At 65.8% G+C, this 13,455-nt stretch carries 13 protein-coding genes and 1 tRNA gene; 8 read left to right on the top strand and 6 right to left on the bottom strand.

The genetic code is table 11. From position 1 onward, the window contains the following. The first annotated feature begins 83 nt into the window (after positions 1 to 83). The 3 genes from ACQR2C_RS16680 to panE all read left to right on the top strand — a co-directional run bounded on the left by ACQR2C_RS16680 (position 84) and on the right by panE (position 2,555). On the top strand, positions 84 to 692 hold the full coding sequence (locus tag ACQR2C_RS16680; RefSeq protein WP_434881642.1) for a 2-hydroxychromene-2-carboxylate isomerase: 609 nt from the start codon (positions 84 to 86) through the stop codon (positions 690 to 692). An 87-nt stretch (positions 693 to 779) separates the two neighbouring features. Continuing rightward, positions 780 to 1,517 carry an SDR family oxidoreductase gene (locus tag ACQR2C_RS16675; protein ID WP_434881641.1) on the top strand — a complete coding sequence of 246 codons (738 nt, stop codon included), beginning with the start codon at positions 780 to 782 and terminating at the stop codon, positions 1,515 to 1,517. Positions 1,518 to 1,631: 114 nt separating this feature from the next. Continuing rightward, a complete protein-coding gene (gene panE, locus ACQR2C_RS16670; RefSeq protein WP_434881640.1) occupies positions 1,632 to 2,555 on the top strand; it encodes a 2-dehydropantoate 2-reductase in 924 nt (307 codons plus the stop codon). A 250-nt stretch (positions 2,556 to 2,805) separates the two neighbouring features. Here panE and ACQR2C_RS16665 read toward each other — a convergent pair whose 3' ends face one another. Together ACQR2C_RS16665 and ACQR2C_RS16660 are read right to left on the bottom strand one after the other, a co-directional pair. After that, positions 2,806 to 3,393 (bottom strand): c-type cytochrome, encoded by a 588-nt coding sequence (locus ACQR2C_RS16665; protein ID WP_434838814.1) that lies wholly within the window; start codon positions 3,391 to 3,393, stop codon positions 2,806 to 2,808. Positions 3,394 to 3,524: 131 nt separating this feature from the next. Further along, a complete protein-coding gene (locus ACQR2C_RS16660; RefSeq protein WP_315800769.1) occupies positions 3,525 to 4,802 on the bottom strand; it encodes a PQQ-dependent sugar dehydrogenase in 1,278 nt (425 codons plus the stop codon). Between the two features lie 401 nt (positions 4,803 to 5,203). On the opposite strand from ACQR2C_RS16660, the gene ACQR2C_RS16655 reads away from it, so the two are divergent. The 3 genes from ACQR2C_RS16655 to ACQR2C_RS16645 all read left to right on the top strand — a co-directional run bounded on the left by ACQR2C_RS16655 (position 5,204) and on the right by ACQR2C_RS16645 (position 9,503). Then, positions 5,204 to 6,550 (top strand): amidase, encoded by a 1,347-nt coding sequence (locus ACQR2C_RS16655; RefSeq protein WP_434881639.1) that lies wholly within the window; start codon positions 5,204 to 5,206, stop codon positions 6,548 to 6,550. Positions 6,551 to 6,645: 95 nt separating this feature from the next. After that, positions 6,646 to 7,950, top strand: a complete 1,305-nt coding sequence (pncB, locus tag ACQR2C_RS16650) for a nicotinate phosphoribosyltransferase (protein WP_316180243.1) — start codon at positions 6,646 to 6,648, stop codon at positions 7,948 to 7,950. Between the two features lie 116 nt (positions 7,951 to 8,066). Then, complete coding sequence (locus ACQR2C_RS16645) at positions 8,067 to 9,503, top strand: caspase family protein (RefSeq protein WP_434881638.1); 1,437 nt, start codon at positions 8,067 to 8,069, stop codon at positions 9,501 to 9,503. 34 nt (positions 9,504 to 9,537) lie between these two features. Here ACQR2C_RS16645 and ACQR2C_RS16640 read toward each other — a convergent pair. After that, positions 9,538 to 9,612, bottom strand: a tRNA-Gly gene (locus ACQR2C_RS16640). 290 nt (positions 9,613 to 9,902) lie between these two features. Here ACQR2C_RS16640 and trxA point away from each other — a divergent pair. Both trxA and ACQR2C_RS16630 read left to right on the top strand, forming a co-directional pair. After that, complete coding sequence (trxA, locus tag ACQR2C_RS16635) at positions 9,903 to 10,823, top strand: thioredoxin (RefSeq protein ID WP_434846061.1); 921 nt, start codon at positions 9,903 to 9,905, stop codon at positions 10,821 to 10,823. 48 nt (positions 10,824 to 10,871) lie between these two features. Beyond that, the gene (locus ACQR2C_RS16630; protein WP_315715855.1) at positions 10,872 to 11,546 is read left to right on the top strand and encodes an LON peptidase substrate-binding domain-containing protein; all 675 of its coding nucleotides are present in this window, start codon (positions 10,872 to 10,874) and stop codon (positions 11,544 to 11,546) included. Here ACQR2C_RS16630 and ACQR2C_RS16625 read toward each other — a convergent pair whose 3' ends face one another. The 3 genes from ACQR2C_RS16625 to ACQR2C_RS16615 all read right to left on the bottom strand — a co-directional run bounded on the left by ACQR2C_RS16625 (position 11,547) and on the right by ACQR2C_RS16615 (position 13,385). Next, the gene (locus tag ACQR2C_RS16625) at positions 11,547 to 12,377 is read right to left on the bottom strand and encodes an FTR1 family iron permease (protein WP_315800774.1); all 831 of its coding nucleotides are present in this window, start codon (positions 12,375 to 12,377) and stop codon (positions 11,547 to 11,549) included. 11 nt (positions 12,378 to 12,388) lie between these two features. Next, the gene (locus ACQR2C_RS16620; RefSeq protein WP_315800775.1) at positions 12,389 to 12,685 is read right to left on the bottom strand and encodes a cupredoxin domain-containing protein; all 297 of its coding nucleotides are present in this window, start codon (positions 12,683 to 12,685) and stop codon (positions 12,389 to 12,391) included. A gap of 349 nt (positions 12,686 to 13,034) precedes the next feature. Next, positions 13,035 to 13,385, bottom strand: a complete 351-nt coding sequence (locus ACQR2C_RS16615; RefSeq protein WP_434874198.1) for a hypothetical protein — start codon at positions 13,383 to 13,385, stop codon at positions 13,035 to 13,037. Positions 13,386 to 13,455 lie beyond the last annotated feature (70 nt).

The raw sequence follows: 13,455 nt of genomic DNA, 5'->3' as shown, positions 1-13,455 counted from the left end.
CCGCTGGAATATGATGACCGTCATAAAACCCTGGACGGGGCTGCTGCGCTGGACCACAATGTGAAAAACCGAGGAGACCGCCCATGAGCCGTCCAGCGCCAGAATTCATGTTCGACTTCGGCAGTCCCAACGCCTATCTGAGCCATGAGGCGATCCCGGCGATCGTGCAGCGGATCGGCGTCCAGTTCTACTATGTCCCGGTGCTGCTCGGCGGCATCTTCAAGGCGACCAACAACAAGTCGCCCGCCGAGTCGCTCGCCGGCGTCAGGAACAAGCGCGAGTTCCACGAGGTCGAGACGCAGCGCTTCCTGAAGCGCTACCACGTGCAGCCCTGGGTCTGGAATCCATACTTCCCGGTGAATACGCTGAACCTGATGCGCGCGGCCATCGCCGCCCAGCTCGAAGGCGTGTTCGAGGCCTATGTCGACGCGGCCTTCCACCACATGTGGCGCGAGCCGAAGAAGATGGACGATCCCGAGATCGCGATCGCCGCGATCACATCCTCCGGGCTCGACGGGGCCAGGCTGTTCGCGCGCGCCCAGGAGCCCGAGGTCAAGGCGAAGCTCGTGGAGAACACGCAAGCCGCGGTCGAGCGCGGCGCATTCGGTTCGCCCACCTTCTTCGTCGGCAACGAGATGTTCTTCGGCAAGGAACAGCTGCGCGACGTCGAGGACTACATCCTGGGCAGGTAATCGCCGTCATCGCGAGCGAAGCGAAGCGATCCAGGACTGGATCGCTTCGCTCCTTGCAATGACGCCTCGGGAGAACGGAGAGCAAGCATGCAACAGCGCAACGCCACCGTCGCGGTCGTCGGGGCCGGCGACTACATCGGCGCCGAGATCGTCAAGAAGTTCGCGTCCGAAGGCTTCACGGTGTTCGCCGGCCGCCGCAATGGCGACAAGCTCGCGCCGCTGGTCGCGGAGGTCGAGGCCGCCGGCGGGCGGATCGTGGCGCGCTCGCTCGATGCCCGCAAGGAGGACGAAACCACCGCCTTCCTCAACGACGCCGACAAGCATGCGCCGCTCGAGGTCGTGATCTTCAATGTCGGCGCCAACGTGAACTTCCCGATCCTGGAGACGACGGATCGGGTGTTCCGCAAGGTCTGGGAGATGGCGTGCTGGGCCGGCTTCGTCACCGGGCGCGAGGCCGCCCGGCTGATGCTGCCCCGCGGCGGCGGCAAGATCTTCTTCACCGGCGCGACCGCGTCGCTGCGCGGCGGCTCCGGCTATGCGGCCTTCGCTTCGGCCAAGTTCGGCCTGCGCGCCGTGGCGCAGGCGATGGCCCGCGAACTGATGCCGCAGAACATCCATGTCGCCCACCTGATCATCGATTCCGGCGTCGACACCGCCTGGGTGCGCGAGCGCCGCGCCCAGCTCTGGGGTCAGGAGGCGCTGGACAATCCGGACCTGCTGATGCCGCCGTCCTCGGTTGCGGGCGCCTATTGGCAGCTCTACCAGCAGCCGAAGAGCGCCTGGACCTTCGAAATGGAGATCCGGCCGTTCGGCGAGAAGTGGTAGAGGCGAATGGCGAATAGGGAGTAGCGAATAGGGAATGGAGCCTATTCCCATTCGCTACTCGCCATTCGCCACTCGCTTCTGCATGATGCGGCCCGCTCACAGAGGGATCCACCCATGCGTATTCTCGTCGTCGGCGCCGGTGCCATCGGCGGCTATTTCGGCGGCCGGCTGTTGCAGTCCGGTGCCGATGTCACCTTCCTGGTCCGCCCGCGCCGCGCGGCTGAGCTCGCCAGTGCCGGCCTCGTGATCCGCAGTCCGACCGGTGACGTCACCTTGCCCAATCCGAAGACGGTGCAGGCGGACGGTTTGAAGCAGCACTTCGACGTCGTACTGCTGAGCTGCAAGGCGTTTGATCTCGACGACGCGATCGACTCGTTTGCACCCGCGGTGGGACCTGACACCGCGATCATTCCGATGCTGAACGGCATGAGGCACCTCGACGTGCTCGACGCCAGGTTCGGTCGCGCGCGCGTGCTCGGCGGGCTCTGCGCCATCGCCGCGACCTTGAACGAGAGCCGCGAGGTGGTGCAGCTGCAGCCGATGCAGTCGCTGAGCTTCGGCGAACGCGACGGCGGATCGTCGGAGCGCGTCCGCGCGATCTTCGAGATTTTCCAGCGCGGCAATTTCAATGCGTCGGCCAGCGAGAACATCATGCAGGACATGTGGGAGAAGTGGGTTTTCCTGTCCTCGCTCGCGGCGTCGACCACCTTGATGCGCGGGCCGGTCGGCGTGATCCTGACCGCGCCGGGCGGCAAGGATTTCCTGCTCGGCATGCTCGACGAATGCAGCGCCACCGCTGCGGCTGCAGGCTACGCGCCGGCCGGCGCGTTCTTCCAGCGCGTTTCCGGCATGCTCACGGCGGAGGGTTCCCCCATGACCGCCTCGATGTTCCGCGATCTGCGCGCCGGCCTGCCGATCGAGGCCGATCACGTCATCGGCGATCTCGTCGCCCGCGCCGATGCCGCCAAGGTCCCGGTGCCGCGGCTGCGGATTTCATATACTCAGCTGAAGGTGTACGAGGCGCAGCGGGGCAAGTAGTCCCTGACGTTGCGTGGCCTCAAGGGCGGACGCGTAAGTCAGCTCCGGCGCCACCACACACTCCGCCGTCGTCCCGGCCTTGAGCCGGGACCCATACGCCGCGGCCGTGGTGAGGCAGGCGACTGCCAGCGAACTTCCTCGATAGACTCCGCGGTATGGGTCCCGGATCGGCACCCACCGACGCTTCGCGTCGGCGGGCTTGTCCGGGACGACGGCTGTGGGTGGCGCGAGGCCTCCAGTCGATCACCCGTCACTGCACATGCGCGAGATAATGCGCGAGCGCCGTGATCTCCTCGTCGCTCAGCGGATAGGCAACATCCGTCATCGCGGCCTGGCTGCCGCCGACGCGTTGTCCGCTCTTGTAGTCGTGCAGCGCCTTGACGAGATATTCCTCGCGCTGGCCGGCGAGCCGCGCCACGCCCTTGGTGCCGGCATAGCTGTCGAGATGGCATGAGGCACAGCGGCGACCGGCGGCGGCTTCGGCGCCCTTCTTCGACAGCTCCGGATTATCGTCGGGCGGTGACTTCGCCGGCTGCAGCGAAGCGAAATAGGCGCCGAGGTTGCGGATGTCCTCGTTGTTCAGCTGATCGATGATCGGCTTCATCGCCTCGTTCTTGCGGGTGCCGGCCCGGAAGAACACCAGCTGCCACTGGATGAACTGGTCCTGCTGGCCGGCCAGCGAAGGAATGTTCTCGGTCTGCGAGATGCCGTTCTCGCCATGGCAGCCGACGCAGAGCTCGGCCTTTGCCTTGCCGGCTTCGACATCAGCCGCCTGCGCGGAGGGGCTCATCAACACCAGCGCCAGCACGCATGCCGCAGCGGCAACTCCATGACGCATGTCAAATCCTCCGAATGCCCGGCTTCGCCTGCGCGGCCGGGATCGCCACGCTCAGATCAACGCGCAGCCCCGAAAATAGTTGGGGCTGCGGCCGCCATAAGGCAGCGCGCAGCCCCGCTTTCACGACGAGATCACTTCTTCTCGTAGCTGATGCGATAGATCGCGCCGGCCCAGTCGTCCGCCACCAGGATCGAACCGTCCTTGGCGAGGATGATGTCGTCGGGACGGCCGAGGTAGCCCTGGTCGCCCTCGATGAAGCCGGAAGCGAACACCTCTTGCTTGGCGTCCTTGCCGTCGGGACCGACGATGACGCGCATGATCCGGGCGCCCTGGTACTTGTGCCGGTTCCAGGAGCCGTGCTCGGCGATCAGGATGTTGTTCTTGTACTCCGCCGGGAACTGGTCGCCGGTATAGAACTTCATGCCCAGGGGCGCGACGTGAGCCCCGAGGTTCAGCACAGGAGGCGTGAACTCCGAGCATTTGTGGCCCATCGCGAACTTCGGATCCGGCAGGTCGCCCTGGTGGCAATAGGGATAGCCGAAATGCTCGCCGAGCTTCGAGATCATGTTGAGTTTGTCGCTCGGCAGATCGTCGCTGACCCAGTCGCGCGCATTCTCCGTGAACCAGTATTTGCCGGTGCGCGGATCGACGTCGCCGCCGACGCTGTTGCGCACGCCGAGCGCATAGATCTCGGCATTGCCGGTGCGCGGATCGACGCGGCGGATCTGCGACACCGATGTCGGCGGAATGCCGATGTTGAAGGGCGGTCCGAAGGGAATATAGAACCAGCCGTCCTTGTCGACCGCGATGTATTTCCAGCCATGCGCCGCATAGGACGGCATGTCGTCATAGACGACCTTGCCCTGGCCGAGATTGTCGAGATTGGCCTCGGCATTCTCATATTTGATCAGCTTGTCGACGGCGATGACGTACAGATTGCCGTCCTGGAAGGCGAGGCCGGTCGGCATGTTCAGGCCCTTGAGGACCGTCTTGACCTCGCGCTTGCCGCCCTTGTCGCTGATCGCATAGACGTTGCCGAGCCCGAACGAGCCGACGAACAGCGTGCCCTTGTCGCCCCAGGCCATCTGCCGCGCGGCAAGCACGCCCGAGGCCCAGACTTCCATCTTGAAGCCGTCGGGCAGCTTCACCTGCTTGACGATCTTGGCGAGCTCGGCATCGGAGGCGCCGGTCGGCGGGCCCGATGGCGGCGCCAACCCCTTCTGCGCCTCGGTCTCGTCGCCGAGGAACCAGTCGTCCGGCGGATGCGTCCAGAATTCCTTGGTGCCCGATTCGTACTTCTTGAGCGGCTTACCCGCGTCGGATTTCTGCTGCGCGCCGGCAATGCTGGTGCCGGCGAGAAGACCGATTGTTGCAAGCGCAAGAATGCTTCGGTGGAAAGCCGATGTCATCGCTTCACTCCCATGAGGCAGCTCGTCTGGCTGCGTCTACTTTTCGGAACGTATCTGAGGACGTTCTTTGGCCGGCCACGTCGAGTGGTCCTGCGCGAAAATGGTAGCACATCCTGAGCGGGTGAGAAGCGGATTGCGGCGAAGTTTGCGCGGCACTCACGAGCCGCCTCTGCACTCAAAGCATGCCAAATGCGCGCTTGATGTGCGCGCTCTTGCAACCCATCGATCGCTTTTGCGCTGACGGCAAGAACGGCCATGCGCTGTATTCATACGCACTGATCGCAGGCGCGACTGGCGGGCGCATCGCCAGTCGCTACTCTGCGGCAGCACGAGCGGGCGCGGGCCGTGCGAGAACCTCCAAGACTCGTGCCGAACAAAACTCGTGCCAAACAGGATGCCCGATGTCGCGACAGTCCGAACTTCAGACGCCGAAGGCCGGTGCAGGTGTTCTCGAGCTGCTGCGCCGGTTCGCCGCCGATCCGGCCGCGGCGGCGGGCTATGGTGAAGAATGTCTGACGAGGACACGAGCGATCGAGCCGCAGTTGAAGGCGTTCGAATATCTGCCGCGCGACGTCACGGCGAAGGCCGGACCGCTGCGCGGAATTCCCGTCGCCATCAAGGACATCATCGCCACCTCGGACATGCCGACCACCAACGGCTCGCAGATCTATCGCGATCACGTCCCGGAGGCGGACGCCTGGGTGGTCGAGCGGCTGCGCGATCTCGGCGCGACGATCTTCGGCAAGACGGTCTCGACCGAATTCGCCTGGCGTCATCCAGGCCCGACCGTCAACCCATGGAACCCCGAGCACACGCCGGGCGGCTCATCGTCCGGATCAGCCGCGGCGGTTGCGGCGGGCCTGGTGCCGCTGGCGCTGGGCACGCAGACGCTCGGCTCGGTGATCCGGCCGGCGGCGTTCAACGGCGTCGTCGGCTTCAAGCCGAGCTTCGGCGCGATTCCCCGCGTCGGCGTGCATCCGCTCAGCCCGTCGCTCGACCATGTCGGCTTCTTCGCCCGCCGCGTCGACGACGTCGCCTTGGCCCTCTCGCTGCTGGCCGGCAGCAGCGCCGACGATCGCCACGGCCGGCCGCTGCCGGGCTTCACGGTGGATGTTGCGCAGGGCGTCGCGCCGCTCTCCAGGCCGCGGCTCGCGGTGGTACGCTTCGCCAAATGGGAGCGCGCGGAGGCGGACCAGAAGGCGGTGTTCGAGTCGGTCGTCGACACGTTGCGCAGCGCCGGCGCGGCGATCACCGAGATCGAACTGAGAGAGCTCGATACGGCAAACGGGAAGGCGGTCACCACCATCATGCTCAGCGAGGCGACCACGATCTTCTCCGACCTGATCGCGCGCTATCCGGATCGCGTCAGCGCAGTCATGAAGGACCATGTCGAGAGCGGCCGCAGCAAGACCGCCATGGAATATCTCGCCGCCAAGGCCGCGCAGGCGCATCGGCAGAGGGCGCTCGCAACCGAGCTCGACGGCTTCGATGCGGTGCTCACCTTGCCGGCCTTCGGGGAAGCGCCGCGCGGCCTCGATTGGACCGGCGATGCCGAATATTGCGCGCCCTGGACCTTCGTCGGAGCGCCAGCCGTCTCCCTGCCGGCGGGGTTCGGCAATCATGGCCTGCCGCTGGGCGTGCAGATCGCCGGCCCCTATCGCAACGACCTCCACGTGCTCCGCGTCGCGAAATGGGCCGAGGCGGTGCTGACGTTCGACCCCGGCGTGCCGCTGCTGGCGCGCAAATAGCGCTCACAAGCGCGAGCCAGGATGCCGCCGCGCCGCAAGGTTCACCTGCGACAAGCCCAGTGGCGGGTTTGCGACCGGCGCTGTAGAACGATCATATGACAGTCACAGACATCGCGAGCAGGACCTATAATCACGGTTGGCGCCTCGATCCGATCGTGCGCAGCCTGCTCGACACCGATTTTTACAAGCTGTTGATGCTGCAGATGATTCGGGAGTTCTACCCGAATCAGCAGGTGACCTTCTCGGTGATCAACCGGACGAAGCGCGTGCGGCTCGGCGACGTCATCGACGAAGGCGAATTGCGCGCCCAGCTCGATCACGCCAGGACCATCCGCTTCTCCAAGAAGGAACTGATCTGGCTGGCCGGCAACACGTTCTACGGCAAGACCCACATGTTCTCGCCGGAGTTCATCGCCTGGCTCGCCAATTTCCGCCTGCCCGAATACGAGCTGCGCAAGTCCGAGGGCCAGTACGAGCTGCATTTCCATGGGCCATGGACGCACACCACGATGTGGGAGATCCCGGCGCTCGCCATCGTCAACGAGCTGCGCTCGCGCCAGGCGATGAAGGGCCAGGGCCGGTTCGCGCTCGACGTACTGTTCGCTCGCGCCAAGGCCAAGCTGTGGGCCAAGGTGGAGCGGCTGCGCAAGCTGGACGGCCTGCGGCTGTCGGATTTCGGCACCCGCCGCCGTCACGGCTTCCTGTGGCAGCGCTGGTGCGTCGAGGCCGTGAAGGAAGGTCTCGGCTCGTCGTTCACCGGCACTTCCAACGTGCTGCTGGCGATGGACAATGATCTCGAAGCCATCGGCACCAACGCGCATGAGCTGCCGATGGTCGCGGCGGCGCTTGCCAAGGACGATGACGAGCTTCGCTTCGCGCCCTATCGCATTCTCGACCAGTGGCGGCAGACCTATGCCGGCAACCTCCTGATCGCGCTGCCCGACGCATTCGGCACCAAGGCCTTCCTGCGCGACGCACCCGATTGGGTCGCCGACTGGACCGGCTTCCGGCCCGACAGCGCGCCGCCGATCCAGGCCGGCGAGGAGATCATCGCCTGGTGGAAATCGAAGGGACGCGATCCCAAGCAGAAGCTCCTGGTGTTCTCCGACGCGATGGACGTCGAATCCATCGAGCAGATCCATCATCGCTTCTCCGACCAGGTGCGGCTGTCGTTCGGCTGGGGCACCAACCTGACCAACGATTTCGTCGGCTGCTCGCCGGACGGCTCGGTCGACCTCGATCCGATCTCGCTGGTCTGCAAGGTGACGTCGGCGGACGGCCATCCCGCCGTGAAGCTGTCCGACAACCCGGAGAAGGCGACCGGCGACCCCACCGAGATCGCGCGTTACCTGCGGGTGTTCGGCGACGCCGGGCGGGTGCGCACGCCGGTGGTCGTCTAGGCGGCCAACACCCGGCGGCAATTTTCTCTTTTCTGCCACGATTCTTGTTCCGGTTTTGTTCGACTTGCGGTATTACCACCGCGAGCGTTCGGATCGGATGGCAGGAGATCGTTGGCATGCGTCGGGTGATCGGCCGAGTTGGGCAGCTGCTGTCTGCAATCATCCTTTGGGTCGGCGCGATCCTGATCACCACGGGGCCGGCTGCCGCTGACAAGCGGGTGGCGTTGGTGATCGGCAACTCCATCCACGAGCGCGCGCCGCTGCTGGACGAGCCGGCGGCGGACGCCCGGCTGATCGCCGACAGCCTGTCGCGGCTGGGCTTCACCCTGAGCGGTGGTGCTGCGCAGATCGACCTCGACCGACGCGGCTTCGATCGCGCGCTGGCCGAGTTCAAGGGCCGGATCGCCGACGCCGACGTCGCGCTGGTCTATTACGCCGGCTACGGACTCAACCTGGGCGGCGCCGATTATCTCGTCCCGGTCGACGCGGCGCCGGCGACGCCCGCGGACCTGACCACCGAGCTGCGCGACCTGACTGGCATTCTGCGCGAGCTGAGCGGATCGAGCTCCCGGCAAAACGTGATCATTCTCGACGCCTTCCGCTCCAATCCGTTCGCCGAGCGCGGCATCGCCGGTCTTGCCGCCGGCCTCGTCCCGGTCGACGTTTCCGCACAGACCGTGATCTCCTTTGCCGCACAGGCCGGGACGGCGGGACAGCGCGGTCCGGACGGTCACGGCGTGTTCGCCGCCGCCCTTGCAGAAGCGCTCCAGCAGCCTGGCCAACGCCTGATCGAGACCTTCAACCAGACCAACGCGGCGGTGGAGCGCGCCACCGACGGAGCGCAGCGCCCGCTCGTGATGTTCACGTCGATCGACGGCAGCGCCCAACTGAGCGCCGCTGCGGCGAAGCCGGCGCAGCCCGCTGGCCTGGGCGCCGGACGTAGCAGCGCTCCCCTGCCCAGCCCGACCGCATCCTCCGACGCGCCGGACGCGCGGACGCCCGGACTCGCGGTGCTGTATGACGAGGATCTCTCCAACCCCAACGGCAAGCGGTATTCCGGCTCGGTGACCTGGCGGACCGAGACGGTCAAGAATGCACAATCAGGGCGGCCCACGCCGGTGATCCGTGGCGAGATCGACATTCCCGAGCGCAAGCTGAAGGTCAGCCTGCAGCTGCGCCGCAACGACGATCCCAGCCTGCCGGCCAGCCATGTCGCCGAGCTCACCTTCAGGCCCGCCGCCGATTTCGTCGGTGGCGGCGTCAGCAACGTGCCGGGAATGCTGATGAAGACGGATGAGAAGTCGCGCGGGACGCCGCTCGCCGGGCTCTCCGTCAAGATCACCGAAGGCTCGTTCCTGGTCGGCTTGTCCAACGTCGAGGCCGATCGCGCACGCAATGAGGAGCTTCTCGCGCGGCGCGAATGGTTCGACATCCCGGTCGTCTATGCAAACCAGCGCCGGGGCATCCTCGCAATCGGCAAAGGTCCAAGTGGGGATCGGATATTTGCCGACGCACTCGCGGCCTGGGACAAATCCCCGGCGACGAAACGATGAGGCATAAAGCGAGAGAGCAACGGAGCGGAATTTTTGGAGCGGGCGAAGGGGTTCGAACCCTCGACCCCGACCTTGGCAAGGTCGTGCTCTACCACTGAGCTACACCCGCATCCGTGACGCCTTGGCGGCGTGGCCGCCAGCGACGGGCAGACCTATGCCAAATGCCGCGGACGAATGCAACAGGTCTGCGACAGGTTTCGTACGCCGGCGACGTTCAAATTTTAGCGGTCGGGACCGGCCGAACCGGGCCAAAACCTGCCCATCACCGGACCCCGAAGGGCGCTGATTGAAATTTCCGGCTGGACCGCCACTTAAAGTGAAAGAAAACGTGTATTGAGGCGCGGCGGCGGCCGGTTCCCGGTCGCCGTCCATCGGGAATTTTTTCGGACGAGGGACCCCGTGACCATTGTTGAACAGGGCGGCGGAGCGGCGCCGCAGGTGCCGGATCTGATCAAGGACACCACGACGCAGAGCTTCGTGAAGGACGTCATCGAGGAATCCAAGCGGCAGCCGGTCCTCATCGACTTCTGGGCGCCGTGGTGCGGACCGTGCAAGCAGCTGACGCCCATCCTGGAAAAGGCCGTCAAGGCCGCCAAGGGCAAGGTCAAGCTGGTCAAGATGAACATCGACGAGCATCCGGCCATCCCGGGCCAGATGGGCATCCAGTCGATTCCGGCCGTGATCGCGTTCGTCGGCGGACGGCCCGCCGATGGCTTCATGGGTGCCGTGCCCGAGAGCCAGGTCGCCACCTTCATCGAAAAGATCACCAAGGGCGTTCCCGGCGCCGGCGAGCCCGACATCGCCGAGATCCTCAAGGAAGCCGAAGCCGTGCTGGCCGAGGGCGATGCGGCGGGCGCGGCCGAGATCTATGCCGAGGTGCTCGCGGTCGACGCCGCCAACATCCCGGCGATCGCCGGGCTTGCCAAGTGCCAGGTCGAGCTCGGCGCGATCGACGAGGCCAAGCAGACGCTGGCGATGGTCCCGGACTCCAAGCGCAGCGATTCGGCGGTCTCCGCCGTGCAGGCCGCGATCGATCTGGCCGAGCAGGCCCAGTCGCTCGGGCCGGTCGGCGAGCTCGAACAGAAGGTCGCCGCCAATCCGCTCGACCACCAGGCGCGTTTCGACCTGGCGACCGCGCTGAACGCCGCGGGCAAGCGGAAGGAAGCCACCGACCAGTTGCTCGAGATCGTGAAGCGTGACCGCAAATGGAACGAGGACGGCGCGCGCAAGCAGCTCGTGCAGTTCTTCGAAGCCTGGGGCGGCGCCGACGAGGCCACCATCGAGGGCCGCAAGCGGCTGTCGACGATCCTGTTTTCGTAACCCGGCTGGGCGGGACGCGCGCTCGTTCCAGCGGACACGAGGTATTGCATGCCGATCAATGCCGAATATCGCGGTCCCGCCGAGCTGCCGGAGATCGTTCCGGTGTTTCCGTTGGCGGGAGCCTTGCTGCTGCCGCGCGGCCAAATGCCGCTCAACATCTTCGAGCCGCGTTATCTCGCGATGGTCGACGATGCGCTTCGCGACGGCCATCGGCTCATCGGCATGATCCAGCCCGACGTCACCCATTCCTCCAGCGAGGAGCGCCCGGTGCTGTTCAAGGTCGGCTGCGTCGGCCGGATCACGCAGCTCGCCGAGTCCGGCGATGGCCGCTACATCCTCGAGCTCACCGGCGTGTCCCGCTTCAAGGTGGTCGAGGAAATGACGGTGCTGACGCCCTATCGGCAGTGCAAGGTCGATTATTTCCCGTTCGTCGATGATTTCACGGCGCGCAAGGGTGAGGACGCGGTCGACCGCGAGGCGCTGCTCGCGGTGCTCACCGACTTCCTCAAGGCCAATAATCTGAAGGTCGATTGGGCCGGCATCGAAGCGGCGCCGAACGAGGCGCTCGTGAACGCGCTGGCGATGATGTCGCCCTACGGACCGGCGGAGAAGCAGGCGATGCTCGAGGCGCCGGACCTGAAGACCCGCGCCGAAATCCTCATCGCCGTGACCGAGATGGATCTCGCCAAGAAGCGGACCTCGGGCGATCCGCCGCTGCAATGATCATTCGGCGGGAGCCGCACGCGGCGCTGGCGGAGCCGCCGTCAGACGCATCAGCGCGATGGTGGCGACGATCACCCCGATGTAGACTGCGAGCTGCATCGCGGTAGGCTGATCAGTATAGCCGATCAGAGCCTTGAGCGTCCGCCCGGCGACGCCACGCTCGGGCAGAACCGCGCTCGAATCCCACACCACCTGGTCGAATGACGTCAGCCAGTTGGCGCGGGCGAGAAAGAACACCGCCTGCGCGGCCATTCCCGCCGACAACAGGGTGATCAGCACGGTGGTGGTCTTGAACAGCGCGCGCGGCGGGATGCGCATCAGACCGAGATAGGTCGCGAGACAGACGGCGACGCCGAGCAGCAGGCCAAGAACGCCGCCACCGAGCAGCGCCCGCCCGCCGCCGTCGCCGGAGGCCGCCACGCCATAGAGAAACAGCGCGACCTCACTGCCCTCGCGCAACACGGCGATGGCGATCACGGTCGCCAGCGCGACCAGCGGCTTGGCGCCTTCGGCCACCGCCTGGCCCATCGTCCGCAGCTCGTTGCTCATCTCGCGGCCGTGCCGGGCCATCCAGACATTGTGCCACGTCAGCATGATCACGGCAGCCGACAGGATCCCCGCATTGAACAATTCCTGTCCCATGCCTTCAAAGAGCTGAGTCAGCGTTCCCGCGAACGCCGCGACGATGCATGCGCCGACCAGGCCGGCAAACAGCCCCGCGCCGATCCAGCGCAGGCGATGCGGGACCGCGCTGGTGACGGCAAGCACGATGCCGACGATCAGGCCGGCTTCGAACACTTCGCGGAAGACGATGATCAGGGCGGCGAGCATGGGATCTGGACCTATTGGACGTTGACGAAGCCGCGGGCCTTTTCGTTGAAGTCGTTATAGAACTCGTAGCGCCCGGACTTCATCGCGCGGACGTTGAGAACCGCCTCGCTGTTGGCCGCGATCACCTTCTCGACCTTCAGGGTCTCGCTCTCGAACTCGATCGCCTTGCCCTCCATGTTCCTGACGCGGATGGTCAGCGGCGCGTCCGCAGGAACGGTCGGCTCCTTGGGCTCGAATTGACCATTGGCATAGGTGAGGCAGATCTCGTTCGATCCCCCGGCGTGCGCCTGCGCTGCCATCACGAGCATGCCGACGCTTCCACCTACGACGACCAACTTCCGCACCACGTCGACCAACATCGATCCGTCCCCTCTCCTATCCAGACAAGCAAATCGGAGAACGGTTGCGCGCCCCGGATCGATGTCGACACCGGGCACCCGTTCGCGACGACGAACAACTAAGCGGCTCGTCGCCGTGTCTGCAAAGAGACTCCTTCTAAGTTGGAACCATTCTTGGCGAATGTGTCGCGGCAGTGGCCTCGCGGTGAACGGAGTGCGGCCGAACGGCAGTTGAGGCGACGCGGCGGTGACGGAGCGTCACGGTGCCTTCCTCTGGCCGGGTACGTGGCGGCGCTGCGGTCGACCGGAAATCCCCGCATCAGTAGCCGGCGATGGCGAGACCGACCACGCCGGCGAGCATGACCCAGCCGAAATGCCGCCCGCGCGTCGCCAGCGCATTGGCGCCTGCAGCGAAAACGAACACGACGATGACCGTGGCCACCGTCCAATGCCGCGCCGGCTCCGACGCCATTTGCGGGGCGACGGCGAGCAGCACGCCACAGCCGATCCACGCCACCGTGCCAGTCTGCCAGACCAGCCGCAGCAGGGTTCGCAGCCGCTCCGGCGAGATGGCGGCACGCGCGAAGACCATCGTCTCGCCGAGCACGCCATGGATCACGGCGACGGTGATCGCCAGCAGCCCCGCGCATACCAGCAGCACATCACGCATGGCACATCCTCCATACAGTTATGTATGGAGGATGCACGACGTCCTGGCGGCCGTCAATACAGTTGTGTAT

Origin of the sequence: Bradyrhizobium sp. HKCCYLRH3061 (genome assembly GCF_051168015.1) — a bacterium.
Classification (GTDB): domain Bacteria; phylum Pseudomonadota; class Alphaproteobacteria; order Rhizobiales; family Xanthobacteraceae; genus Bradyrhizobium.
The sequence above is the reverse complement of the archived record's forward strand: the minus strand, read 5'-3'. Positions and strand labels throughout refer to the sequence as shown.

Coding starts and splice junctions, on each gene's coding strand:
- ACQR2C_RS16680 (WP_434881642.1), top strand. CDS start 84: ATGAGCCGTCCAGCGCCAGAATTCATGTTCGACTTCGGCAGTCCCAAC.
- ACQR2C_RS16675 (WP_434881641.1), top strand. CDS start 780: ATGCAACAGCGCAACGCCACCGTCGCGGTCGTCGGGGCCGGCGACTAC.
- panE (WP_434881640.1), top strand. CDS start 1,632: ATGCGTATTCTCGTCGTCGGCGCCGGTGCCATCGGCGGCTATTTCGGC.
- ACQR2C_RS16665 (WP_434838814.1), bottom strand. CDS start 3,393: ATGCGTCATGGAGTTGCCGCTGCGGCATGCGTGCTGGCGCTGGTGTTG.
- ACQR2C_RS16660 (WP_315800769.1), bottom strand. CDS start 4,802: ATGACATCGGCTTTCCACCGAAGCATTCTTGCGCTTGCAACAATCGGT.
- ACQR2C_RS16655 (WP_434881639.1), top strand. CDS start 5,204: ATGTCGCGACAGTCCGAACTTCAGACGCCGAAGGCCGGTGCAGGTGTT.
- pncB (WP_316180243.1), top strand. CDS start 6,646: ATGACAGTCACAGACATCGCGAGCAGGACCTATAATCACGGTTGGCGC.
- ACQR2C_RS16645 (WP_434881638.1), top strand. CDS start 8,067: ATGCGTCGGGTGATCGGCCGAGTTGGGCAGCTGCTGTCTGCAATCATC.
- ACQR2C_RS16630 (WP_315715855.1), top strand. CDS start 10,872: ATGCCGATCAATGCCGAATATCGCGGTCCCGCCGAGCTGCCGGAGATC.
- ACQR2C_RS16625 (WP_315800774.1), bottom strand. CDS start 12,377: ATGCTCGCCGCCCTGATCATCGTCTTCCGCGAAGTGTTCGAAGCCGGC.
- ACQR2C_RS16620 (WP_315800775.1), bottom strand. CDS start 12,685: ATGCTCGTGATGGCAGCGCAGGCGCACGCCGGGGGATCGAACGAGATC.
- ACQR2C_RS16615 (WP_434874198.1), bottom strand. CDS start 13,385: ATGCGTGATGTGCTGCTGGTATGCGCGGGGCTGCTGGCGATCACCGTC.